General features: G+C 61.9%; 28 protein-coding genes. All 28 read right to left on the bottom strand.

Annotated elements, in window-relative coordinates:
- Positions 1-39: 39 nt before the first annotated feature.
- Positions 40-312, bottom strand: a complete 273-nt coding sequence (locus ACWFRU_RS15080) for a hypothetical protein (protein WP_453687006.1) — start codon at positions 310-312, stop codon at positions 40-42.
- A gap of 71 nt (positions 313-383) precedes the next feature.
- Positions 384-809, bottom strand: a complete 426-nt coding sequence (locus ACWFRU_RS15085) for a hypothetical protein (RefSeq protein ID WP_453687008.1) — start codon at positions 807-809, stop codon at positions 384-386.
- A 64-nt stretch (positions 810-873) separates the two neighbouring features.
- Positions 874-1,710 (bottom strand): hypothetical protein, encoded by an 837-nt coding sequence (locus tag ACWFRU_RS15090; RefSeq protein ID WP_453687010.1) that lies wholly within the window; start codon positions 1,708-1,710, stop codon positions 874-876.
- A gap of 62 nt (positions 1,711-1,772) precedes the next feature.
- On the bottom strand, positions 1,773-2,387 hold the full coding sequence (locus tag ACWFRU_RS15095) for a hypothetical protein (protein WP_453687012.1): 615 nt from the start codon (positions 2,385-2,387) through the stop codon (positions 1,773-1,775).
- A gap of 908 nt (positions 2,388-3,295) precedes the next feature.
- Positions 3,296-3,637 carry a hypothetical protein gene (locus ACWFRU_RS15100; protein ID WP_453687013.1) on the bottom strand — a complete coding sequence of 114 codons (342 nt, stop codon included), beginning with the start codon at positions 3,635-3,637 and terminating at the stop codon, positions 3,296-3,298.
- Positions 3,634-3,861 carry a hypothetical protein gene (locus ACWFRU_RS15105; protein WP_453687015.1) on the bottom strand — a complete coding sequence of 76 codons (228 nt, stop codon included), beginning with the start codon at positions 3,859-3,861 and terminating at the stop codon, positions 3,634-3,636. The genes ACWFRU_RS15100 and ACWFRU_RS15105 overlap by 4 nt, the downstream gene beginning before the upstream one ends.
- Positions 3,862-4,136: 275 nt before the next feature.
- A complete protein-coding gene (locus ACWFRU_RS15110; protein ID WP_453687017.1) occupies positions 4,137-4,406 on the bottom strand; it encodes a hypothetical protein in 270 nt (89 codons plus the stop codon).
- A gap of 98 nt (positions 4,407-4,504) precedes the next feature.
- Positions 4,505-4,834, bottom strand: coding sequence for a hypothetical protein (locus tag ACWFRU_RS15115; RefSeq protein WP_453687019.1), 330 nt, complete (start codon positions 4,832-4,834; stop codon positions 4,505-4,507).
- A 185-nt stretch (positions 4,835-5,019) separates the two neighbouring features.
- Positions 5,020-5,226 carry a hypothetical protein gene (locus tag ACWFRU_RS15120; protein ID WP_453687021.1) on the bottom strand — a complete coding sequence of 69 codons (207 nt, stop codon included), beginning with the start codon at positions 5,224-5,226 and terminating at the stop codon, positions 5,020-5,022.
- Positions 5,227-5,253: 27 nt separating this feature from the next.
- On the bottom strand, positions 5,254-5,625 hold the full coding sequence (locus ACWFRU_RS15125; protein ID WP_453687023.1) for an endonuclease VII domain-containing protein: 372 nt from the start codon (positions 5,623-5,625) through the stop codon (positions 5,254-5,256).
- Positions 5,622-6,626, bottom strand: a complete 1,005-nt coding sequence (locus ACWFRU_RS15130; RefSeq protein ID WP_453687024.1) for a hypothetical protein — start codon at positions 6,624-6,626, stop codon at positions 5,622-5,624. Before ACWFRU_RS15130 ends, ACWFRU_RS15125 begins: the two co-directional genes overlap by 4 nt.
- Positions 6,627-7,103: 477 nt before the next feature.
- Positions 7,104-9,056 (bottom strand): DNA polymerase, encoded by a 1,953-nt coding sequence (locus tag ACWFRU_RS15135; protein ID WP_453687026.1) that lies wholly within the window; start codon positions 9,054-9,056, stop codon positions 7,104-7,106.
- Between the two features lie 623 nt (positions 9,057-9,679).
- Entirely contained in the window at positions 9,680-10,333 is a 654-nt protein-coding gene (locus ACWFRU_RS15140) for a DNA cytosine methyltransferase (RefSeq protein ID WP_453687028.1), read from the bottom strand.
- A gap of 133 nt (positions 10,334-10,466) precedes the next feature.
- Positions 10,467-12,959, bottom strand: a complete 2,493-nt coding sequence (locus ACWFRU_RS15145) for a phage/plasmid primase, P4 family (RefSeq protein ID WP_453687030.1) — start codon at positions 12,957-12,959, stop codon at positions 10,467-10,469.
- 48 nt (positions 12,960-13,007) lie between these two features.
- Positions 13,008-13,430 (bottom strand): HNH endonuclease, encoded by a 423-nt coding sequence (locus ACWFRU_RS15150; RefSeq protein WP_453687031.1) that lies wholly within the window; start codon positions 13,428-13,430, stop codon positions 13,008-13,010.
- Between the two features lie 268 nt (positions 13,431-13,698).
- A complete protein-coding gene (locus ACWFRU_RS15155; RefSeq protein WP_453687033.1) occupies positions 13,699-14,004 on the bottom strand; it encodes a hypothetical protein in 306 nt (101 codons plus the stop codon).
- A 147-nt stretch (positions 14,005-14,151) separates the two neighbouring features.
- Entirely contained in the window at positions 14,152-14,892 is a 741-nt protein-coding gene (locus tag ACWFRU_RS15160) for a recombination directionality factor (protein WP_453687035.1), read from the bottom strand.
- A gap of 185 nt (positions 14,893-15,077) precedes the next feature.
- Positions 15,078-15,704 (bottom strand): RNA ligase family protein, encoded by a 627-nt coding sequence (locus ACWFRU_RS15165; protein WP_453687037.1) that lies wholly within the window; start codon positions 15,702-15,704, stop codon positions 15,078-15,080.
- A 98-nt stretch (positions 15,705-15,802) separates the two neighbouring features.
- Positions 15,803-16,003 (bottom strand): hypothetical protein, encoded by a 201-nt coding sequence (locus ACWFRU_RS15170; protein WP_453687039.1) that lies wholly within the window; start codon positions 16,001-16,003, stop codon positions 15,803-15,805.
- 108 nt (positions 16,004-16,111) lie between these two features.
- Positions 16,112-16,306 (bottom strand): hypothetical protein, encoded by a 195-nt coding sequence (locus tag ACWFRU_RS15175; RefSeq protein ID WP_453687041.1) that lies wholly within the window; start codon positions 16,304-16,306, stop codon positions 16,112-16,114.
- Between the two features lie 3 nt (positions 16,307-16,309).
- On the bottom strand, positions 16,310-17,182 hold the full coding sequence (locus ACWFRU_RS15180) for a hypothetical protein (protein ID WP_453687043.1): 873 nt from the start codon (positions 17,180-17,182) through the stop codon (positions 16,310-16,312).
- A 224-nt stretch (positions 17,183-17,406) separates the two neighbouring features.
- Entirely contained in the window at positions 17,407-18,900 is a 1,494-nt protein-coding gene (locus ACWFRU_RS15185; protein WP_453687045.1) for a hypothetical protein, read from the bottom strand.
- Positions 18,901-19,032: 132 nt separating this feature from the next.
- Complete coding sequence (locus tag ACWFRU_RS15190) at positions 19,033-19,209, bottom strand: hypothetical protein (RefSeq protein WP_453687047.1); 177 nt, start codon at positions 19,207-19,209, stop codon at positions 19,033-19,035.
- A gap of 126 nt (positions 19,210-19,335) precedes the next feature.
- A complete protein-coding gene (locus ACWFRU_RS15195; RefSeq protein WP_453687049.1) occupies positions 19,336-19,902 on the bottom strand; it encodes a deoxynucleotide monophosphate kinase family protein in 567 nt (188 codons plus the stop codon).
- A 54-nt stretch (positions 19,903-19,956) separates the two neighbouring features.
- Positions 19,957-20,139: a hypothetical protein gene (locus tag ACWFRU_RS15200; RefSeq protein WP_453687050.1), complete on the bottom strand. Its 183-nt coding sequence runs from the start codon at positions 20,137-20,139 to the stop codon at positions 19,957-19,959.
- 12 nt (positions 20,140-20,151) lie between these two features.
- Positions 20,152-20,961, bottom strand: coding sequence for a peptidoglycan-binding protein (locus ACWFRU_RS15205; RefSeq protein ID WP_453687052.1), 810 nt, complete (start codon positions 20,959-20,961; stop codon positions 20,152-20,154).
- A gap of 68 nt (positions 20,962-21,029) precedes the next feature.
- Positions 21,030-23,222, bottom strand: coding sequence for a glycosyl hydrolase family 28-related protein (locus ACWFRU_RS15210; protein ID WP_453687054.1), 2,193 nt, complete (start codon positions 23,220-23,222; stop codon positions 21,030-21,032).
- Positions 23,206-23,469, bottom strand: a complete 264-nt coding sequence (locus ACWFRU_RS15215; protein WP_453687056.1) for a hypothetical protein — start codon at positions 23,467-23,469, stop codon at positions 23,206-23,208. The genes ACWFRU_RS15210 and ACWFRU_RS15215 overlap by 17 nt, the downstream gene beginning before the upstream one ends.
- Positions 23,470-23,473 lie beyond the last annotated feature (4 nt).

Consider the following 23,473-nt stretch of genomic DNA (forward strand, 5'->3'; position numbering starts at 1 on the left):
ATCACCCGTCAGCAAGTGGTTGCCCCAAAGAGGCTACTCCTACGAAACGCCTTCGTCTGCCGTTTCGTCACGGGTCGTTGCTCCGTCGTCACTGAGGACGTAGGTCGTGCGCCCCACGCTCACCACCGATGCGCCATCCCTGATCTGCTGTGCTGCCCGCTCGAAATCTTCCGCACGCTCCTTGTTGTCTCGCGCCACTCGTTCCCACATCGCCGCTTTGCCCTCAAGCTTCGCAAGGATCTCCGGCACGCTCGTGAAGAGTTTCGTCTTGGGCCCGACAATGTCTGTGGTGAAGTCGTCTTCGAAAGCCATGCGTTGAGGGTACGCAGAAGCCCCCGCACCAACCACCTTGTAGGCAGCCGGCGCAGGGGCTCAGGGTGTGGCTAGGAGCAGAACGAAGACTTCACAGCGCTCACGATCTTCGCGCCTTGCTCGTCAGTGAGCTGCCCGGCAGTCCCCCCGCTGAATCGCGCGTTGGCGTTCTTCGCCATGGTCGTCTCGTCCTTCTCGGCGCGCACGTCGCTGCACACGTTGCGGGACCGGCTCACGGCACGCTCTTCGTCGGTCACAAGCTCAGGCTTGATCGTGCGGAGCTTGCTCAGCAGCGTCTCTGTCTGTGGCGCGTCCGGTGAAGGGATAGCAGCGGGAGCAGCGGCCTTCGTCTGATCCTTCGGCTTCGCGTCTGCCTTCGGCTCGTCGTCCCCTCCGCAACCGGTCAGCGTCAGTGCGGCAACGGCTGTGAGCGTGAGTGCCAAGGTGTGGCGCATGGTTCCCCCCATGTGCGTGTTCGGTACAGGAAGCGTGAACATTAGCCCATGGGTACGACAAAGCCCCCGCAACCACCGGGTTAACGGTGGCCACGGGGGCGGATGTTCAGACGCTCAGTGCCGCGTCAAGCTCCTTGTACTTGCGTCGGACGGTTGCAGGGTGGCGGGTAGCGGCCTTGCCCACCTCTTCGGGGCTCAGTCGGTGTCGCCAACCCTTCTCAATGATCTCGTCGGCTTCCTTGTTGCTCATGCGCTCCGGCTCCGTCTCCGGCTCGTCCTGGGGCTCAGGGTCCGGCTCCGGAAGCTCGTTCGCGTACTGCTCGATCAGTTCATGCGCTCCGGTGCCTATGGTCGGCTCAGGCTCCGCAAGGACGGTCTCCGGCGGGTTGTGGACCAGGAAGCGGGCAGCAACCGGGTCCGGGCCAGTCATGGGAAGCACCATGGGGGACGCTGTGGCGTACTGCTCCTTGAACGCTTCCGCGAACGCTTCCGCCTTCTTGGCCTTGCGCTCCGCGTCAGCAAGAGCAGCCATATACACCGGGCCGACTTCAGCGAGCAGCATCACGAGCGCCGGAGCGATCAAGTGAACGGCTACACCGACCGCGTCACGGGCGGAGACGCTGAGCCACACGTTCAGGAAGACGGAGCTGAGACCGGTGAGCCAGCGAAAGGCGACCGGCCACGCTCCAAGCTTCGTCACGCCATGCCGGGCAAGCGTGCTCTCTGCGCTCAACGCCATGATGAACGCCGCGTCAACGATCAAGCCCAGTACGAACCCTGACCACTGCCATTCACTGTGTGCGCTGACGAACGGGGTCGTGGTCATCAGGCTGTAGAACACAAGCCCCGTGATCAAGAACCATCGGCCCCCGGTCAGCACGCGTCTCGTGCGCCTGATCGTCTTCTCAGCGGGGGACAGCTTCGGCTTCTCAGCCTTACCCATCTGCCTTGCTCCTCACGGGTGTTGACGTGTTGTCACCCGATATGGAGCGGAGGGGATTCCCCCTAACAGGGGCTCACGGGTACGCCCAGGGCAGCGGCAAGCTCCGGGTCACAGACGTTGCCCGGATCGGCCGCGTGTTCTTCGTCGTCACCCCAGTTGGACTCATAGGGGTACTCGTCCGTCCCGTCCGGTGTCGCAATCTCCGGCTTCGGTGACTTGTCCGGGAACGGGAGGACTCCGTCAGGGATAGGCAGGTTGACGGACGGGACGAGTACGTGACCCAGGTCGTCAAGAACCTTGCCGTCCCCTTCCGCATCCTTGATCGGGCCGATTGAGCCGGCGGTCTTCGTCGCCTTCGGCTTCGGGGTCTTCGTTGCCTTCGGCTTCGCGGTCTGCTGTGGGGCTGTGGGCGCCTTCGGGTGGGTCGTCTGAGTCTCCGTCACCGTGACGTTTGTGAGCCTCTCGTGAACGTCGTCAGGGGCTTGCACGGGTGCGGTTGTCGACGGAGCGGAACGCGGCTTTGCGGCCTCACCAGGGGCGTTGCCGTTTGTGAAGATCATCGCTCCGAGACCGAAGGCAACGGCAGCGGAAGCGAGCGAAGAAATGGGTAGAGCGAGCCTGTTGTTCATCGTGCCCCCGGAATGATCTTGTTGCGTTTTCAACGTCTTGTTGCTCAATGTTTGCATGATGCACGAGTGACGGAATGCCAAGTTCCGTAACGCCTATGCAACAAGTTGTTGAGCGTTCGCGTCCGCGTGGACGTACTCACACGTGGTCCAGACTCCGGCCGTGCAAGTGATCAACTCGCGCGTCTCGCGAGACCGTTGCCACTCGACCCCTGCCACGAGAAGCCCGCTGTCTTTGCGTCGACCCCACACCCGAAAACCGTCGTACCTGGGGGCAGCCGGCGCAGACAGGATGCGCGCGACAAGCCGCCCTTGAGCGCCTAGGACAGACGCAAGCTCACTGCACGACCTGACTAGCTCCTCCGTCATGGTGGAACCGAGAAGCGTGCAAGGGAGCCATGACCCGACCGCGCAAGAAGGTACCCAGATGGTGAGTGCGAGTGTGAACGGTGCAGTGTGCATGTAGCGGCCCCCCAAGGCTCCGGAACGGATAGTTCCATAGTGCGTTTCCAGACAGTCACAACCCGTCATCCGTGAGGATTGTGTGAGTCTCCTCTCCAAGTCGTACAACCCTCAAGCACCGTCGTCAGTCGGCATTAGAAGCTCAGGCCAACGGCAGCGTTCGAACGGCTGTGCGATCGGATTGACGACCTTACTCCTAGGGTCTGACATATGCCAGAGAGTAACGGTGCGTCGTACTTTGTGAGCTTGTGAATTGACATGCACAGAAAAAGGGGCCAACCCACTCTCAAGAGTAGGTTGGCCCCTGTCAGCACTGCGGACTCAGTTGGCGCGAACCCACCGATAGACGTGAGCTTCCTTCACGTTCCCGCTGCACTTCTCGCCACACGACTTGCACACGAGAATTCGCACCTGAGCCATTTCGTACCCCTTCGTTGTGCCCGCGCTTACGCGTAGATCGTAACACGGTGCCTACTCTCAAGAGTAGTCATTCGCGGTCAGTCGTCGTCCCGGTCTCCGTAGCAAGTGACGTGCGTGGTCGACCCGTTGGGGACCGGGACCACCGAAGTACCGCCGGGGCTCTTCGGCTTCGGAGCGGTCGGCTTGTTCAGGTTCGGCTTCGGAGCGGGGGCAGGTGCGGGACGCGGGGCAGGGGGAGCGGGACGCGGAGCCGGGACGCTGACAGCCACGTTCGAGTAGGTGTCACAGCGGGAGTCGTCATCGTCAGCGGCACAGCCAACCGCCATGAGTCCGCCCACGAGAGCGAGCGAAGCAGCGGCGGCAACCTTCGTGCCGAGACCCATACGGTCCTTCTGCTTGAGGTACGGGTTCGTGTTCATGCGTCGTTCTCCTCAACGTCGGTGTACCGGACCTTGCGCTTGTACGCGTCCCGCACGAGAGTTGCGATCAGGGAAAGTGCGTCAGTCTTCTTGGCCTTGTAGCCCCAACCACCGTTCAGCTCTCCGTGCCGCTCACGGTCAAGCCACTCATCAACCATGTCGTCGAGAACGTCAATGGCGGCAGGCTCAAGCTCAAGGAATGGGTTCGGTTTCTCGTTCGCCATGCTCTTACCGGAGCGGAGGGGATTCCCCAGCGAAAGGCCGGCCAACCTACTCTTGAGAGTGGGCTGACCGGCCGTGTGTCACTCCGAAGGAGTCTCCCCGGAAAGGAAGCGCGCTAGGGCAAGCACGTCTTCCGCGTATGCGTCGTTCACGAGCGTTGCTTCACGGATCAGGCTCATAGCCACCCGGTACGTGTCCACGCGCTCAGCAAGGTCTTCCGCTGCTCGCTGTGCCCGTGACGTGAGCACAGGGGGCTTGAACTCCGGAACGGTCACGGTCAGTACCGGCGAAGCTGTCGGTCGATCAGGTTGTTCGCGGCCACGCGTTGGGCGTACGGAACGGACACGCGGGTGGTCTTGTCCTGTTCGGCTGCCGTCTCGTTCAGCCACGCCGCAAGCTCACGCATCTCACGCGGGGAGAGCTTCGCGCGATCGTTCGGCACGGCGAGCGAGGCAATCCCGGGCTCACTGTCCTTCGTGAACGCAACGACGCGCTCACCGGTCTTCGTCTTGAGTACGGCCTTCGTCTCGCGAGTGACGCTCAACATGAGTGTGATCTCCTTGAGTGCGCGGTCAATGACCTGTGCGGCAGTGTTGCCGGGTTGCTTTCGTGCCCACGAGTACAGGGCTTCTGAGGGGCTTACGCTCATGCGTCCGCCCAAAGGTTGAGCTGAACGGGCTTGAACGGTGTGTGGCCTACGAGTTCAGCGGCATCTCTGCGGAACACGACCTGACCGAACTTGCCCACGCGGTACGAGAACTCAGGGGCTTCGTACTCCCATACGTGGAAGCCGGCGGAGTGCAACCGGTCCCCGAAGTCCTCAAACCACACGTTCAGTGCGTCCAGCGAATCGAACCCACAGACTTCGTCGGGATAGATCGTGTTCAGGTTCGGGTCAACTTGCGGGGAAGGGTGGCGCGCGTCGCTGTGTCGCCAACCCATGCCGGTCAACTTGTCGTGTTGCTCAAGGGGCACGTTCCGGCATGTGTACGGGCCCGAAGGGAAGTCGTTGTGCCGTGCCGTTTCGTGAGCTACCCGCCAAACTCTCACGGTGCTTCTCTCCTGATAGTCGGGTGTGCTTACGTGCCCCGGACGGGATTCGAACCCGTATCCTCCGATTAGGTCGGTGCTCTGCTCAGTTGAGCTACCGGGGCTGTGCGTCAGACAGACGACTTGAAGCGCATGAAGCACGCGAGAGCGTTAGCGCGGCGAAGGCTTGCGAGCATGGGTAGCGCACCAACGCGGGTCTTCCGTACGGTGCTGATCACTTCGCCTTCTGCGTTGTGAGTCACGAACTCAACGCCCGTTCGGTGTGCGGTCGGGTAGGTCTCCACGCGTCCGCCGGTCGGCAGGTTGTAGGTAGCCACGGTGGTTCTCCTTCGGTCTGTTGCTCTCTATGGAGCGGAGGGGATTCCCGCGCGGTAGTCCGCGTCATGGGCGAGATAGGAGACCGCACGAGCAAGACGCTCCGGGTCGTCCTTGAAGTGACCTAGTGCGAGATTGCACGAGTGGCACAGCACGCCCCTGACTCGTCCTGACGCGTGCTCGTGGTCGATTGCGTGGGCGCGCTTGAAGCTCTTCGGTGGGGCTCCGCAGATGTCGCAAGGCCGGCGCATGAGTTCCGTGAGCGTGTCGGCAGTGATGCCGTAGCGGCTTAGCGTTCGTTCAAGGGAGCAACACGCCCGACACCTAGAGCGGGGCTTGCCGCGTATGGGGGAGAAGTCCTCAAGCGGTTTCTTCTCCCCGCATCGTGTGCAGTGCTTCACGCGGTAGCGGCCTTCTTACGGGCGTTGTAGGCGCGCTTCTGTGCCGCTCGCTCCGTCGGGTTGTCCTTGCGGAAACGCTTCGTGGCTCCGCGCTTGCACGACTTGCACTGAGACATGCGCGCCCCGGTGACCTTGTTCCGCACGTAGAACTCGTCAACGGGCTTCTCGATACCGCACGCCTTGCAGCACTGCACTTCACCCTTGGGGGCTTCCGGGCTACCGCCCAAGTACAGCGTCTTGAAGTTCTTCCGGGCTTCGTCCCTCACGCTCTCTACGGCCGTGTAGGCGACTCCGGAGACCTCAGCAAGCCCCCGGTGGTCACCCGCTCCGATGCAAGGGAAGTCGCCAATGCCGAACTCAGCGGAGAGAAGCGCTTCCTGTTCCGGCGCGAGAAGGTCAAGGGTCTCGTGCACCCGACGCTTGTTCTCGCGCTGACGCGCAGACAGTTCGTCGTTCGCCTCAGCACGGGCAAGCGCGTAGTTGTCGGTCAGGGTGTCGGCCACGGTGGCGTTCTCGTTCTCGCCAACCGGAGCGTCAAGGTACTCAGCACCCTGCCACGAGATACGAGCGGCGTACGCGGTCTCAGGGGTCATGCGGTACTTGCCCAGGACTTCGGTCAGGGTGCACAGCCGCTCAGCTTCGTACGGGTCTCCGGCAGCCATGCTCAGCGCCTTCTCAAACTCAGCGGCAATCGAGCGGGTGACACCCTGACGCGTCACGGTCTTGCGCTCGTCGCTGAGCTTCCCGGAGACGGTTCGGTCCATGAAGGTGAAGAACTCCGCCACAGACGACCCGGTGAAGCGGCTCAGTCCTTCCCACACGGCCACACGGCCCACCTGAGCAAGGTCGTCCATCAGGTCAGCGTCGGTGCGTCCGCCGGTCGTCGCGTACCGCCGGGCAAGCTGTGTGACGCGCTCTTCCGTCGCCTCAATCACTGCCGTAACGGCTGCAATGTCGTTGTTCTGAGCGGCGGCAATCTGCTGAGCGGTGAGGTCAATCACTGGGAATCTCCTTCAAGTGGCTTCGCTCCGAAATGGAGCGGAGGGGATTCCCACCGAAGGAGTCAGGACGTTTGCCCAGGTCAGAGCCTGTTTTGGGCAAGGCTCCGCCACGGAATGGCGAAGTTGGGTGTCACGGCCTAAGCCCCGTCAGTGGGCTGAAAAGTGACGGGGCTTGATCAGGGCCGTTCGTCGTTGTTGCGCTTTGAACGTATGACAGTGCCTACTCAGAAGCAATGTCCTGAGTAGGCACCGGGGACTCATATGACCATGACGCGGCAACGGTTGAAAGTGGTGTTTCTAAGGCGCAACCGGGGGCTCATCCTTAGGGATGAGGGTTGTACCCCCCAGGTAACGACGGAGTTACCTTCGGAACGAAGGGTGCGGCCTTCGTCCTACTCACAGCCCACTCTTAAGAGTAGGCACGGAATCGTGATCTGGCCGTGACCAAATCGAACGGGCGGCAGAAGCGGAAGGGTCTTACGCGGCCTTCGCGTACGCCGCTTGCGGGTTCACCGCGTACCACTCGTCCTGAGCGATCAGGAGTTCAGGCAGGTACTTGCCCTTCGCATCCTTCATGTACAAGCTGCCCCAGGACCGGCCCCCAACTTCCGCTTCCGACGAAATCGGAACCCCGAACAAATCGAACGACATGCAGCGCTCGAACTCACGGGCAAAGTCCTGGGCTTCCTTCGCGGGCACCGACGCAAGGACTTCGTCATGGATCGGAAGCTTCATGTAGTCGAGAAGCCCCGCCTCTTCCATGTTGAGCATGGATTGCCCCAGCACGTCACGGGCAGCGGACTGCGACTGATAGTTCACAACGGCGTACATGCGGTCACGGTCAAGCGGCAGCCGGCGACCGGTGACGGACACAGTGACGAGTCCCGTGTTGCGCGCTTCCCGCTGCCACTTCTTGGACGCACGGATGATCTCCGGGTAAGCCCGGTCGTACGCGGCAATGGCAGCACGCACCTGAGCGATAGGCGCACCGGTCTGACGCGCGATCGTCTCAGCGCCACCCCCGTAGACCTTTCCGAAGCCAATTCCCTTACAGAGCTTGCGGTGAGCCTTCGTGAAGTTCGGCCCGAACACGATCCGCGCTGTGAAGTCGTGCAGATCCTCACCCGCGTTGATCGCTTGCTTCATGCGCTTCACGTTGGCGAGAGCAGCAAGAACGCGCATCTCAACGGCAGCGAAGTCGGTACTGATCATCACGTGACCGGGGTCAGCGAGCAGTGCGCGACGGATCATGAAGTCAGACGCGGGCAGCGTTTGAAGCGCGGGCTTCGTGATGCTCATACGACCCGTGCGCGCGGCCAAGGTCTGTATGTTCGGGTGCACGCGCCCGTTCGCGTCAAGGTTGTTCAGGAAGGTGTCCGCGTACGCGCTGACCCACTTACCGGCACGCTTCGCGCGAAGGACAGCGTCAGCCAACGGGTTAGGTGTACGACCCCCCGCGCGCTCCCAATCACGGTCAAGGTCAGCAAGGTACTGAAGAACGGTCTTGTCCGTCTTGTACGCGCCACCGTCTGTGAACTCAGGCTTGCTGTGCCCCGGAAGGATCATGTCTTCGCCCATGGCAAGAAGGGCTTCCGCCACCTGAGCGCCGGAGTTGACCGACTCGACTCCGTACCGGGCAGCAACCGCGCTGTACTTCGCCTCTTCTTCGTGAAGCTTCACGGACAGCGTGGACGCATAGCCTTCGTCCAGCACGATTCCCGCGCGCATCATCACTGAGCACATGCGGGCAATCTGGTGTTCGTAGTCAAGCAGCGACTCACGCACTCCGAGACGCGCAAGCTCAGCGGCCAGGATCGGGTCCAGTCGTGCCGTGTAGATGACGTCAAGGCCGGCGTACAAGTTGAAGGTTGGGTGATCCAACGGAATGTTCCGCCACCCGGTCTCTTTGGTGAAGCCGAGAGCGTTGAAGACTGCGGTGAGGTCTCCGGCAGTGTCCGGCGCGTCGGGGTCAATGTAGTAAGCCGCGTTCGGCTTGAGACCCGTTCCAATGCCGCCCTTGTGAGGCTCACGCGGGTCAACAAGCGTCGCCTTGATCTTCGTGTCAACCGTCTTCGGTGCCAGGATCTCAAGCGCGAACTCTGCGTGTTGGTCCAGTACGAGCCAATCGAACGGCGCGTTGTGGATCAGGAAGCGCTGAGCCATGCGGAGCACGAATAGTGCTGCCTCAACGAAGCGTCCCCCGCGCTCCCAATGGATTACCCACGCTGTCCACGCGTCCCCGAACTGAACGGTGCGGAGCCGATAGCTTGGGTTGAAAATATCAAGGCCGGTGGTCTCTGTGTCCAGCGCGATCGGACCCCGGAGAGCGGCAGTACGCGCCCACTGCATGAACTCACGAAGGTCGCTGTCAGTCTCCGGGATGTTGATTCGGACGTGTTCACCGGCCACGTCATGGAAGTAAGTCCTCAAGGTGTGCCCCCTAACGTCAAAGGGGCCAACCCACTCTTGAGAGTAGGCTGACCCCTGTCGGTTGCGTGTCTTACTGCTCCGCGCGCTGAGTGTCCAACTTCGCTTTCAGGTCACGGAACGCGTGGAATGCTTGATGCGGGACGACCCCGTTGCCGATCCGCTCAAGCTTCTCTCTGTGACTCAATCCCGGGACGCTCGTCACCCAACCGGGCTCAAGCCCCATGAGCCATTCCGCGAACTCCGGGCTGAGCTTGACTCCACCGCGCGGACCGCGAATGACGGGAACGGGTGCGGCTGTCTGCCGGATCGTTTCCCAGCGGTACACGGCGGGTGCGAAGTCGCCCCACCACTCAGCGGGGGAGTGGGGTCCGTTATCTGGCAACTCGTCTTCCGGGGTCACGTTCAGCAAGAACACAACTTCGTCTTCTAGCGTCGGGCCGTGACCCCCCGCCTTGCGCTTGTCCGGGTGCTGAGCTGACCCGTTCGAGCCGAGATTTGCGGTTGGTGTTTTGAAGAGCTTGTCAGCGCGGTCACGCGGGAAGAGTCGGGCAACCGCCGTAACAAGGTCGTCGCCACCTGCCCCCGGTCGGTCGCGCTTCGCGAAGTCGGGTCCTCGGTTCGCGTCAGCTACGGTCGGAGTCGGAAGGAGAGGCAACGCAGAACCACCGGTCGCGCATGTGCGGGGCTCCGATGTCGGAAGCTCGTACACATTGCCACGCAGCGTCATACCCGATCTGGTGAAGCGATGTGAGGACCGATCCGAGCCCCCGATTTCGGATAGCTCCGACGTTCTCCAAGAACACGTATCCCGGTCGAATGATCCGTATTGCGTCAGCGATGTTGAACCAAATCCCGCTTCGCTCACCTTTGATGCCCTCACGCTTTCCTGCGTTGCTGATGTCCTGGCACGGGAAGCCCGCTGTGATCGTGTCGACTTCTCCCGCGAACTCGTGCCACGGGGCGTACCTCACGTCACCAATGTTCGGCGCGTCTGGGAAGCGGTACGCCATGACTTCGCACGCTGCCTTGTGAACTTCGGCAACCGCCGTGACCTTGTCTCCGGTGAGCGCTTCCACAGCTAGGCCAAGCCCGCCGTATCCCGCGCATAGCTCAAGGATTGGCACCGTGTGCCCCTCCGCTCTCAGTAGGTGTTGGTACCTGACTGAGAGCGGAGGGGATTCCCACCGGGCTACGCCTTGAAGATGTGCGCCCAATTGCACGACGGGACTTCGTACAGTGCGCCGGTAGCGTTGGGGTTGCTGTCGTCCCGAACCCACACGGTCAGCGGGTGCGCGTACTCACGTGCGTACACGATTGCGCGCCTCACTCCGTCTTCGGTGTCGTGGCCTTTCCAGCAACCGCTACGGCGCTTCGGGTTGTGCGTCACGTACTTTTCAACGGCTGCCATGGCTAGTTGCCCCCGAAGATGCCGGGACCCGTGGCCTTCTCCGGCTCGTCAGCCATGCGCACGCCGACCAACGCGTTGCCCTTCGCCACCCGCTTACGGGACACGCCGCGCTCTTCCATGGCGGAGAAGAACGCTCGTCGCGTCCAACGTTCCTTGCTGGGAAGGTTCTCCGCTTCGCACCAATCCAAGTAGTGGTTGAACGCGTCCCCTCCGAGCATGACGCTGCCCTCCGACTTCACGAGCACAGCGGGAACCGAAGGGTCTTCGGAGTAGAAGCCGGCGAGCGCATCGGACGTAGCGCGGTAGTCGCGCGTGGCGGAAGTGATGGACTCCGGGTCACGAAGGCCAGACGCGTACCACTCGACAGCACCACGCACAGCCCATGCCACAATCCCGGGAGCCTCAGCAAGAAGCTTCTTGTCAAGGTCGTAATCCCGCTCGTGGGGTGCGAAGTACCGCGTGAACGGCACGAGCTTGACGCGTCGCCAAAGCCCTTCGTCCTGACCCTTGAAGCGGGGCTTGTGGTTCGTGGCAAGCATGATCAGGAAGGTAGGGGAGAACGTAAAGAACTCCTGCCGCAGGAAGCGCGCCGTGACCTTGTCCTTGCCCGTGACGCGCTTCAACACGGCTTCGCTCATGGGCTTGCCGCTCTCACCCTCCGAAGCCATCACGAGCCGACTGCCCCTGAGTGCGGCAATGTCGTTCGGAATGCCGCCGCTGCCCTTGTCCTCAAACGTGGCGAACGGTGTGGTCTTCGTGATGTTGCCGAAGACGCTCGTCAGGGTGTCCGTGAAGACGCTCTTGCCGTTGGCGCCCTTGCCCCAGAAAACACAGAAGCACTGCTCGCTTGTGTTACCCGTGATGCCGTAGCCCGTGATCCGCTGCATGTAACCAACGAGATCAGCGTTCCCCGGAAAAATCTCCGACAAGAACTGTTCCCAGCGCGGGCAGGTGGCTTCCGGGTCGTACTCCACGGGCAGCGACACCGTGAGCATGTCGTTCTTGTCGTGGTCGCGAAGCTCACCCGTGCGAAGGTCGACGACCCCGTTGCGGAAGCTCAGAAGGTGCGGAGCCGCGTCGAACTCCTCAGCGTTCACGTAGACGCTGGGCACGCTGCGAAGCTCCGTCATGAGAGCGTCAATGCGCGTCGTCATCGTGAACCCGCGCGCTTCCTGAGCGTTCCCGGCAAGGACGAGTGCAGCGCCCATGCGGTGAATCTCCTGACGAACCTTGTGCTCTGAACGCTCCCAGGTAACGCCGTTCCACGTGTGGAAGCCGAGACCGGGCGCGTACTTGATCCGTCCGTCAGACCACGCAACGAGAGCGTGAGCGTTCATCGCGTCAGACTCGCCGTACGTGCGCACGAGATCAGCGAGGATTGCGGCAGCGTCGCGCCCCTGATCGTCGGACACAGAGACAGCACCGGTCCGCTTCGCCAACGTCGCCTTGCGCTGGGAAGCCTCAGCAACGGCACGGTCGACCACCGGACGGGCAGACTTCACCGCGTTGTGCATGAGCGCTGGGAAGTCGTCCCCGGTCGTCTCGCGCCACTTCGTCAAGTCAGTCTTCGGCCCCAGGTTCGGAAGGGACAGCGCGTACACCTCAATGCCGTACGGCTTGAGACCGTCTGCAAGAGCCCGGTTGAAACGCTGTCCGGCTTCGTCGTTGTCTCCGGCGGCAATGACCTGGGAACCCTCAAGGCCGGCTGCAAGCTCAGCGAGAAGGTCAGGGCTTCCGGCAAGGGACGCGCCACGGATGCATACCGCGTCGTACCCGACCGCAACCGACGTGAGCCCGTCTCCGGGTCCCTCAGACACGATCGTCACGGAGTACCCGCCGGAGCCCCTGAACACGCCGTACTGACCCCAGCGGAGCCCTTCCGGGTTGCTCAGCGAAAGCCACCGTCCGGGGCAATGCCCGCTCAGGTCCCGACCCTGCAAGCCACGGGTGACCCCAGCGAAGTCGTTGAGCGGCACCGTGAGCCGGGGGAACTGACGGAAGCCACGGGAACGGTAGTTGCGGGCTCGTCCTTCGCTGTCCGTGTAGTCGAGACCGGGAACGCGTACGGCGTCACCATCCACACCAAGCATGAGTTCCGCTGCTGTCTCCGCGTCAAGCCCGAAGCGGTCAGCAACGTACAAGCGCGCTTGTGAGTCAACTTCGCTGTCACCGAAGCGGAATCGCTCGTTGGTTGCGTCCACGTACATTGCGAGCTGAGCGGTCAGTGCGGTACCCACGAGCGCGGGCTTCTCCTTCGGCACAGTGAGACCGTCACCGGTCGCGTTGAAAAGGTCATTCCAGTTGAGGCGCGCGGCAATGCGTACCTTGTCCGTCTTGCATCCCGCGCGGCAGGTCAGGCGAACCTTGAAGTCGTCGCCACGCCAAATCCGAAGAGACGGACGGGAATCACTGTGTGCGGGACACAGCGCGAGATACCCCCCGTCCGCCTCAGCGGATACGTCACCGAACCGTGCAAGAACGTCCTTGAATTCCACGGGCCACCGTCTTTCTCTTGGTTGCCCGGTCTTGAGCGGAGGGGATTCCTACACGTCCGGCCCGAAGGTCTCCGCCCACTCCGCAAGCGTCTTCGCGCCCTTGGAGAGGTTGCAGCCGGCGCACGCGGGAAGCATGTTTGAAGCCTTGTCGGCTCCGCCCTTGCTCAGCGGGTGGACGTGGTCCATGTGCGTTGCCCGCTTGTCGCAGTACGCGCACCGGTAGCCCCAACGGCGCATGATCTCGGTACGGCTGTACGACTCGTGTTCAACGCCGTACTCCTTCGCGCGCTTCTTGTGGGTCAGCTCGTGGCGCTTGTCCGGCGGAAGAGCGGCGTAGTACTTCTTGCGGTGGTCCGCTGCACGCTTCCGGCGACACGTTGAGCACGAGCTAGACGGACGCTTCGCCTTACCGGCAAGGAACTGTTCAGCGGGCTTCGCGCGTCCACAGTGGCGACAAATCTTGTTAGCCACGACGGAGCCACCTAACGTCAGCACCACGGGAAACAGCGCTCATGACCGCGTCCGCGTACCGGGCTCCGTCTGTGCGCTCTGCCCACCCCTTACGGAGAAAGATGCTGTCCCCAGCACCCATGAGCCGAAGGTCCCCTAGTGGCGGAGCCTTTTCCTTGTCAATCAGTACGGAAGCCATGGCTTCCCCCCTTGCCTACTCTTGAGAGTGGGTTGAAACGACGAAGGGCCGGACAGCACCCGTATGAGTACCGTCCGGCCCTTGCCGCGCCTACTTGCCTTCGTCCTGTTCCCCGGTCACGTTGCTCCGCAGAAGTCGCACATGAGTTGCTGCCACGTGCTCAACCCGTAGCGTCTTGCGTGGCTTCTCTGAGCGGCTGTCAGTGCCGGTCGGCTGCACCTTGAGCATGGGGAACTTGCGCCCCTCAACGCGAATGAAGTACACGAGTCGGATAATCGCGTCCGACGCGCGCACTCCGTTCGCTTGACGTGAGGGGTAGTTGACGAGATCACCCGCGTACAGGGGTTCGCCGGCGTAGTCAGCGACCGTGCCGCGCTTACCCATACTCAGGATCACCGGTCTCTTCCTGAACGCCGAAGCGAACCCGACGCTCATGCACGACGTGCGGGACCATTTCCGGGCGCCAATACCAAAGAGGCTGCCTGATCTCGTCGTCTGACGCACGAGCAAGGACGGCAGCCGCTAGCTCCTTCTCGTCCGGGCTCACCGCTCGTCGGCAATCGCGTCGTTGTAGGACTTGATGACGCGGATAACCGGCTTCGTGTACGAAACCGTCTTACCCTTCATCTTGCCCTTCTTGGGAATGAACTCGACGTACTCAAGCTCAAGCTCAGCGAGCACGGGACCACCCTGACCGATGCGGGCAAGAGCGTCTTCGGCTTCGTGCAGTACGGCAAGCAGCGTCCATGCGCCCGTGTGGAACGTGAACTTCCCAAGCTCCGGGTCATCGGCAAGCTTGAACGTGACCGTGATGGACGGGTTGGGTCCGTCGTCGTCCCGCGCGGCTTCCTTGCGCTCAGCGAACAGGGAAGGGCAACCGCACTCACGGCCAATCTTCTCTTCGTCCTTGTGGCTTACGAAGTTGAAACCGTCACAGTGATGCTTGAGCTTGCCGTTGATCCACTGCTTCATATCCCAGTGGATGCCGTCCGCTGCCATGATGACGGGAATCTTCGTGGCGCTCGTGAACACGTCAATGAAGTTCTCCGACGTGCTCTCTTCGTCCTCAACGGGGGTGCCCCCGAAGAGCTGAGCGGCTGCCTCAGCAACGTGCTTCTCGCCAGTGGTGAAACGCCACTCCGTGAGCGCTACGCCAACGGTCTTGCCCTGTTCGTTCACCTCAGACGCGCCGGAGTGCAGCCGGCCAACGGAGTCGTCAGAGTAGGTCTGTCGCTCCTTCGGCTTGTTCTCTTCGTCGCTCGCCCAAATGCTCTGCTTCGCCATGCATTCCCCTAGGAATTGGGGGAACGGCGGGAAGGGTCAGGTCGTGTCCACGCACCCGAAGGTGTCTGCCGACCGTCCAGCTTCCCGCCGTTCCGTTGCTCTCTGCATGGGCGCTAGAGCCAAGGGGATTCCCACACGCAAAAGCCCCCTTGCCCGACCACGAAGGCCAGACAAGGGGGCTCGTCTTACGCGGTCTCCCACTTCCCCGCGTCGGCGTTGTCAAGGGTCACCTTGAACACCTGCCGCGTCTGTGAGTGCCACACGCAGATGCCTTCGGCGTTCGTGAAGCCGGGGGCAGCGACGGAGCCGGAAAGCTTGAGCTTCGCGAGTGCCACCCTGATACGGGTCTCGCTCATCTCCCCCTGATAGAGCACCGGGGCCGGCTCAACGATCGCGTCTCCGAGACGAACGTTCACGTCCTTGTGCCGGTCCGTGTTGAAGAGCGAGAAGCGACGGTCAGTCAGCCCGTACCCGCGCTGAATCCCCCTGCCCCACCACTCACCGAAGTGCACCCCGGTGCCCAGCGCACGAACGAGCCCGGTGGCGTTCTCGTACACCCATGCGGCGAAACCGAAGTTGTCGTTGCTCTTGCCGGGGGTGATGATCCGGGACCGGGACTGAGCGGTGAGGACGTAGCGGGTACCGTCCACCACGAGCGACCACGAGTTAGGGGGGAAGTCGCCCCACCCGGCTCCGTCGCTTATGGCGCTGATGTGGATTGCTGCGTTCGTCCCGTCAAGCTTCTCCGTTACGACGATCGTGCGGAAGAGTCGGGGGGTCTTCGGCCATGCGGTGAACTCGTGTGTGGTCATGCTCTTACCGGAGCGGAAGGGATTCCCACCCGGAACGCACAAAAGCCCCTCAGCGCCCGTGTAAGGCGCTGAGGGGCAAGCGTGGGGGAGGAGCCGGGTCACTGCTTCGCGGCAGCACCTGAGCCGGTAAGGATGCTCGCGATGAACACGAGAAGCATGGACTCACCGAAGCCGATTGCGGGAATGCCGTTCCGCTGGGCGTGCCACACCCCGACAAGGATCATGACGACCCATGTCACAGCGAGAAGAGCAGCGAGAGCAACGGCAACGTACCCGGTGAGAGTGGCGGCAGTCTTCATGTCGAACCTTCCGTTGGGGTCACCATGACTTGAGCGAAGGGGATTCTCAGCCCCCGCACCTGCCGCACAGACCCGACTTCTGAGGGTTGCAAAGACAGTTCGGACCGGTCACGCGCGTGTCTGCTCCTTGCTGCCCAGAAGGGCATTCAGCTTCGTGTGGGCAGCGGCAAGCTTGGGGAGGTCAAGCCCCAGCTCACGCGCCGTGTTCACCGCGTCAGCACACTCGTTGATCAAGTCAGCGACTTCGTCAGACTTCATGTGAAGACTGAACGGGTGCATTCGGTGCGTCTTCGTGGCGAGCATGCCTCAGCCCCTTCGCTGTGTACCGGTGACAAGCCGCTTCTTGCTGGACGCGATCGGCTTGAGGACAACGCGCCGGCTCAGGTCACGGTCCCAATTGAACGTGCCACGGAGACGAAGGAACTCCGCGAAGACTTCGTCATCAATGACAACCGGCTTGAAAGCCCACTGCTCGTCGGTGATGTGCAGAACGGCAGCACCGTCGAACTCCGGCATGGGCGTGCGGTTGCCCTCCGGGTCAAGCATGAAGTCCGCGTTGGCGTATGCGGCCATCTGCAACGCCACGTCCGGGTACGTCGCCTTGCTCGTCTTCCAGTCGCCCATGATCAGGTGACGCTTGCCGGAGCGGTCAGGGGTCGGGTTGCCCTCTTCGTCAAGCCACACGTACATGACCACGTCGAAAGAGCCCGCGTACTGGTGGGTGTCCGACCATGCCACGTCTTCCGCCCTGACAAGCTCCGGGTTCACTGCCTCAAGGAACTCAGCGAAGTGCTTGCGGTACGGAGCCATATCGGGATGGACGGGCGTGATGAACCTGCCGAACGAGTCCCGATCGGTAAGGCCACCCTCACCGCGAATCATGCGCTCGAACAGGTCGTGAGCCATGCTGCCAACGTCCGCGCGAACCTTCGTGTATCGACGTGCAGCGCCACGAAGATAGTCAACGGCTCCGTCACGGTCGCGCGCTGCCATCTGCGCCACGAAGTCAATGGAGTCAACCGCAAGCTCAGCGGTCATGCGAGCGTTCCACGGGCCCAAGAAGTTTTGCTTGGGGAGCATCCCGATAACGGTGGTCACACCGGGGTACACGTTATCCGGGAACGCTGTGTTCAGGTAGAACCTGCCGCCACCGCGATAGATGGTGCGGATCTTGCTCATGTGCTGTGCCCCTTCCGGGCTCAGGGATTCGTTTGCACTAGTCCTTGAGCGGAGGGGCTTCTCAGCGGCAGGTGCAGAAGTGCACGTTTGCATTGCCGCTGTGTTTCTCTAATAGATCTCTATGGTTGTTCCTGAGATACCTACAAATCTGCACTACTACACAGCGAAGCCCCGACCCCTTCCGCTGTGGAAGAGACCGGGGCTCACGCTCCGTGCCGGTATGGTTACAGCTTGGCAGCCTCACCCGCAAGAACCGTCACGAGCGACTCAAGCTGAGACTTGAGGTCCGCCTTCTCGTCGTCGCTGAACTTGCTCGTGTCCGCCGTAGCGTCCGTGATGATCTGCCGCCCCAGCTTGACGAGCGAAGAGCTGACTTCCTGCCGCTCCGCACCCTCAAGCCGGCGCACAGCCTTCGTGACGCTCTCCGTGAGCTTCGTAGCGCGGGTGACCTTGTCCGCTGCACGCTGCTTCGGGGTCTTCTCCGGAGTGGCCTTCTCAATCCACTCAGCGGGAATCTCGTCCGTGATCCCCTTCGCCTTCTCCTCAAGCTCCTTGATCTTCGCGTTCAGCGTCGCCTTGTCCTCCTTGGACACACCCTCTTCGTCTACCGCGTCACGAGCCGCGTCAAGCTCTGAGCGTGCCGCGTCGAGTTGCTTCACGCGGTAGTTGAAGCGCTGAATCTCCGTACGGCCGTAGCGCGGAAGGTCAACGTCTTTCGACTTGTACAGCGCGTAAATTGCGTCCGTCAGGTTCACATCTTCGCCCGTGAACTCTTCCACACCGGGCCAAATGGCCTTAGCGGTCTCAAGGGCGGCTTCCTGATCCGGGGACGACCCGAAGTCACGAAGCCAGTCAACGAGAACGTCACCCATCTTGTTCTGAACGGCCTTCGCAAGCGCGTCGTGAGCGTCCTTGACCTTACGAAGTTCGGGCTCCTCTTCCGGAGTGGCAGCGGTCTCGGGAAGATCCTCACGCGCAAGTTCCAACACCTTGTGCGCTGCGTTCTTCGTCGTCTTGCGGAGGGCGGTCAGGTCGACAAGGCCAGTGTCCGGGTTGACGATCTTCAAGCGCATCTCAAGGTTGGTGCGCGCCACGGTCTCACCGACTTCGGAGAGCTTGAGTCCGTACTTGACACCATCCTTGAACGCCTTGACCGACTGCCTGACGAGCGCCGGAACCCCGTCAATTTCCATGGGGTCCTCAGCCAACCGGGCAACGGCAGCGGACGCGGGTGCAGCGGACTCTTCCGCCGGCTTAGCGGTTTGCGCGGTTGCTGCCTTGTGCGCGTCTGACACAGCCTTTCGGAGCGCCGTACGCTTTCCTTGTGGAAGCTCACGAATCTTGGACTCAGCTTCGGACTTGAGTTCGTTGGCGTGCGTGGTCACGCCTTCGGAGCCGGGAACAAGCTCCTTGATTTGGTCCACGGTGGCGTGCACGTCGCTAATCAACGCGTCTACGTCCGTGTTCGTCGTGGCGGAAGGGCTCGTGTTCTTCGCGGCCATGGTGGGTGTCTCCTTCGGATAGGGGTAGCTCTCGCCGGTCTCGCGATTGCTGATCGTGATGGCTACCGAGGTATCGCGCAGTCGTGCGGTCTCAAGCATCTTGTCTGCCTCGCGCTCCGCGTCCCACGCGTCAAAGCAAGCCCGCGTGGAAACCTTCGCCTGTGAGGCGTACTGAAACGTGAGTCTCCACGGAAGTTTAGCGCCGGCCTTAGGCATTGGTGTCCCCTCCTTGAGCCTGCTTGGCTCACCCTATCGCAGGCCATCCCACTCTTGAGAGTAGGCTGACCATGTTGTCGCAACCTTTACCCGCTGCGTGAAGCCCCCGGCGGACCGGGGGCTCACTCCTGCCTAGTAGCTGATCGTCTCCACCTCTTCGTAGGCTCCGAAGACGTGCACCTCTTCGCCGTTCCGAATCGTCGTCGTCATGGAGTACATGTCAGACGCGATGCACTTAGCGACCATGAGCCCCGGTGCCTTCGTGACGATGATCTCCCCGTACGTAACGTCCTTCGCGCGCTTGATCATTGCTGCCCCCTCCGTCGTTGTTCTAACAAGGAAGAGACTACTCTTAAGAGTAGGCACTGACAAGTCAGGTACACGAAAAAGCCCCCCACCGACCAACCCGAAGGTCAGTCAGTGAGGGGCTGTGGTTCAGCTCCGGGGGAGAAGCAGGCTGTCAACGACCCTGTTCAGATCGTCCAGCGTGCCCGTGTTCCCAATGGTCAGGTCAGGGTTCATGAAGTCAAGCGCGGTCTCACTTCTGTGCTGAGCGTTCTCCCCAGCGTTCGCCCCAGGTCGTGTAACCCGGATCAGCGCGAAGCCACGTTGCCTCAGCGCCATTGCTTCGTTCTCGTACCGAACGTCCGTTACGACTACCGGCATGTTCCACGTGTCGGCAGCGTCCACCTTCTTGAGCGCAAGGCGAAGCCAGAAATCTTCGTCGTGCAGCCGTACCGTCTCGCCCGTGGCTTGCAGGAGACGACGAACTTCCGGGTACGTGTCTTTCGCGTACTCCCAACCAACGTCGTTGATCAGGGACCGAAGCCGGACCACGACCCCAGGACCGGTCTGTACGAGCGGGTTCGTCTGCATGACCATTGCCCTGAGCGGATCAGCGAACGCCACCCGCGTGTACGCCCGACCCTGCACGAGCCGCTGAGCCACGCTGTCCTTGCCGCTCCGTGCCTTGCCGATCAACCCAACGTGCTTGTACCGCATCGTTCCCCTTCCGGCGGAGTGTGTCTCACCAGAAGGGGAGCGGAGGGGATTCCCTTACACGCCCAAGAGCGCGTGAAGTGCAGTCATGACCGCTGCACCGGGGAAGTCAGGCTTGATCGCGGTTACCGCAGCGACGACACCCGCAGCGAACGCGATGATCTTTGCCTTGTGCTTGCCGACCCACGCGAAGACCGCGCTGACTGCCGACATTGCGCCGGCCTTGCTGTGCTCACCCATGATGTCTACCTCCTAGACGTTCGGGACCTTGAGAGCGGCCCACTGCTTAGCTCCGGGCCAACCGTCCGCGTCGGTGCCGGAGTCCCCCAACTTGTGCTGGAACATGCGGAACGAGTCACGGTCAGCGTCAGTCCACTGGGGACCGGGACCGTCCTTGTACGCGGAGCAACCCTCAGCCACGAGCCGCTTGCCCATGGCTGTGACGATCGGACTGCTCGGGTTCTTCTTGAACCAAGCCACCCCAGGGAAGGGCTCGTACTTCGGCTTCGTGGTGCTCGTGCCGGTCACGTCCTTGAGAGTGCCGGTTGCCTTGTGCTTGTACCCGTACTTTGCAGCGTCCGGGTCAGCTGAGACGGAGCCACCGGAGTAAGCCGGGTAGCCATACCCATACAGGTACGCATCCCGACGCGCGCGCTTCTTGTCGTACACGCCGTTGCCCTCAGCGCTACCGGAAGCGTTGGTGTTGCCGCCTACCGTGTACACGTAGTTCGCGTCATAAGACATGACGATCTCAGTGTGCGAACCACCGCCGGAGCCAAAGAAGACCTGAGCGCCAACCGCCGGGTAGACGGAGAAGCGCCCCTTGTTCTTGAACCAGGACACGCCCGTTGCGCACGACGCGGTACGCGGGAACAGGTCAGCTATGCCGGCCTTGAGAGCAACCCAGCTCACGAAAGTCGCACACCAGGGCTGATAGTTCGACCACTCAAGGCCAGGGACAGCGGGGCTGAACTTGTTCTTGTTGTTGTAGTGGCCGTTCGAGTAGCCCTCACGATAGCCAACTTCGGCCTTCGCAACGGACTGCACCTTTGACAGGCTCATACGCTGTGTCCTTCCTGGACAGCAAAAAGCCCCCCGGTTGAGCACCGGGGGGCTAAGTGAGTTGGTGGTTAGGTGGGGTTGATGGAAGCCGGGTCGTTGAGCCCGCCAACGGTTCCGGCGGGAATCACGTTCGACACGCTTCCGGTCACTCGGTTCATTGAGACGTTGCCGTGTGAGCCGTCCTCAATGATGTTGATGCCGTTCACGGCTCCGGCCTTCGCAGCACGGATGAGATTGCCGTTGAGCTGAGGAGCGTCAGCGGTGATCCGCAAACCGTCGCCTGAGTACGCGCTGATGATGTTGTCTGAGATGACGATTCCACCCGCAAGCGTCGCGCCACTCAGTTGTTCAACTTCAATCGCGCCGTACCCGCTGCCGCCAACGTTGTTGAGTACGTTGTCCGACACGATCACACCGTCACACTTCGTCTTGCCGGACGTGACGCGAATGCCTGATCGGTAGGTTGTCGGGGCAGTGCTGTAGATCGAGTTGTTCGCAATCACAGACTCATACCAGTCGTACGCGTGAATGCCGTAAACCAACGTGTCGTCAATCGTGTTGTTGACGACGATGATGCGCCGATACTGGCCACCCGCGAACCCAGCGTGAGACCCGACAAGCGCGCCCCATGGCCCGTTCTTCGGAGACGCGCCCACGTAGCACTTCTCCACCACAATGTTCTGACTGAACGTGTTGTCGTACGGAAGCCCGCCCTCAAGGCCAACGTCCCCAAAAGCCCCATCAATCTGAATGGCTTCGGTCGTCTGTGGACTGTCCGTCTTCGGCACGCTGCCCTCAAACCGGCAGTTGATCACGCGACCACCCGCAACAGCGTTCAACTCGATTGCGTGGTTGTTGGGTTGGTCAATCACGCGCACGTTCTCAAGCGTGATGTTCCTGCCATGGGCGAAGGCAAACATGTTGCCCGCTCCCACCTTCGCCGGAGAGTTGCCGTCCCAAGTTCCCCCGGTGATACGGATGTTGCCGTGACCGCTGTAGCCGGCGTTCGACTCCGTACCGTCAAAGTTCTGCACGAGCCGGTTAACGCCCATGGTCAGTCCGCGCCGGATCACAGCGCCCGAAGAGCACTCAATGTTGGTGTTGTCCTTGACGTACAAGCAAGGCGCAGGCCACGCACCGTACGCGGAGTCCATCAAGTACGTTCCGCCCGGAACCCTCAGCGTGCCCCCACCGATCGCGGAGAGAGCAGCAAGAGCCGCGCGGAATGCCGGAGCGTCGTCAGTCGTACCGTCACCCTTCGCGCCGTACACGCGAACGTTGATCTCCCCATCAACAGGGCCGACCGTGTGACGCTTCCCGTCCGACTGCACAACCTTGAGCTGACCGGCTTCGCTGTAGACGATCGCCGTTGCCGTAGACGGAGCCGGAACACTCGACACGTTCCGCAACGCAACAGGACCGTTGACAGTGAGCTTCGCGCCCGTGGCCAGAGTGTTCGTACCGACACCCAACGCACCCGTAGCACGGTTGCCGTACAGGACAGACGACTTCCACACACCCGCGTCAGTCCAGTTGCTCAGCTCAAAGTTCGAGCCGACATCTGCACCCGACTCAGCCGCGTTGCTGACCTGATACGCCCAACGGGTCACACCTGCCGTCTTGAATGAGAAGGTGCGGTATCCGGGTCCGGCAGTCGTGTTCATCGAAAGACTGCCATCGTCAATCTGCCCACCCCACTTCGGGAGAGCGTCAACGTCTTCCGGAGTCAGCTCAATTTCCGGCCCAAGATGGCCGTTCACGCTGTCCACAGAGCCGTTGCCAGGATCACCCTTCACACCCTGGGGGCCGATCGGTCCTGCGGGTCCTTCCGGGCCTATGGGTCCCTCTGGTCCAACGGGTCCTTCCGGCCCAACCACCGGAACGTAGTTGGGAGTTGTCGGGTCAGACGGAGCCACGTCCGCAAGGTCGACCGGGCCTGACCCCTTCGGCAGGATCAGCGCATAGGTACGAGCCCCTGTGACTCCGGTCAGGTTCTCCTTCACCGTGTACGACCAATCCGAAGGGCTCATGCCTTCGTTGTCCGTAGCGGGAAGCGTCACCTCAAACTTGCCGTACTCGTCCAGACGCGCGACCACCGGGCCGGCGATGAACAGGTCTGAGTCAGGGAACGTGAGGAGCGGGGGACCCGAGAAGGTGACCGAACCCTGTAGCCCCCTACCGTCCGGCCCCCGGTACTGCCCCATAACCTTGACGGTCGCAATGGTCGGGGGAAGCGGGTATGTCTCACTGGGAATGCTCATCTGTCCCCCTGTTCAGAAGTCGGTCAATGTGCGTGCGAAGCTCACGGTTCTCGCGCCGTAGCTCGTTGACGGTCTCCGTGAGTCGGCTCAGCTCCGTCTCAAGACGGTCGGCCCGTGCTGTCTGCGCCTCAGCCTCTTCGCGCCATGCATCCCGCGCACCGGTCTTAACCTGCCGGTAGACGAGCATGAGAAAGAGGGCAGCGCCGCCGGCGATTTCAGAAGCCCCCACAAGGCTTGAAAGGTCCATGTGC

It is taken from the genome of Streptomyces sp. NPDC055099 (genome assembly GCF_053607685.1).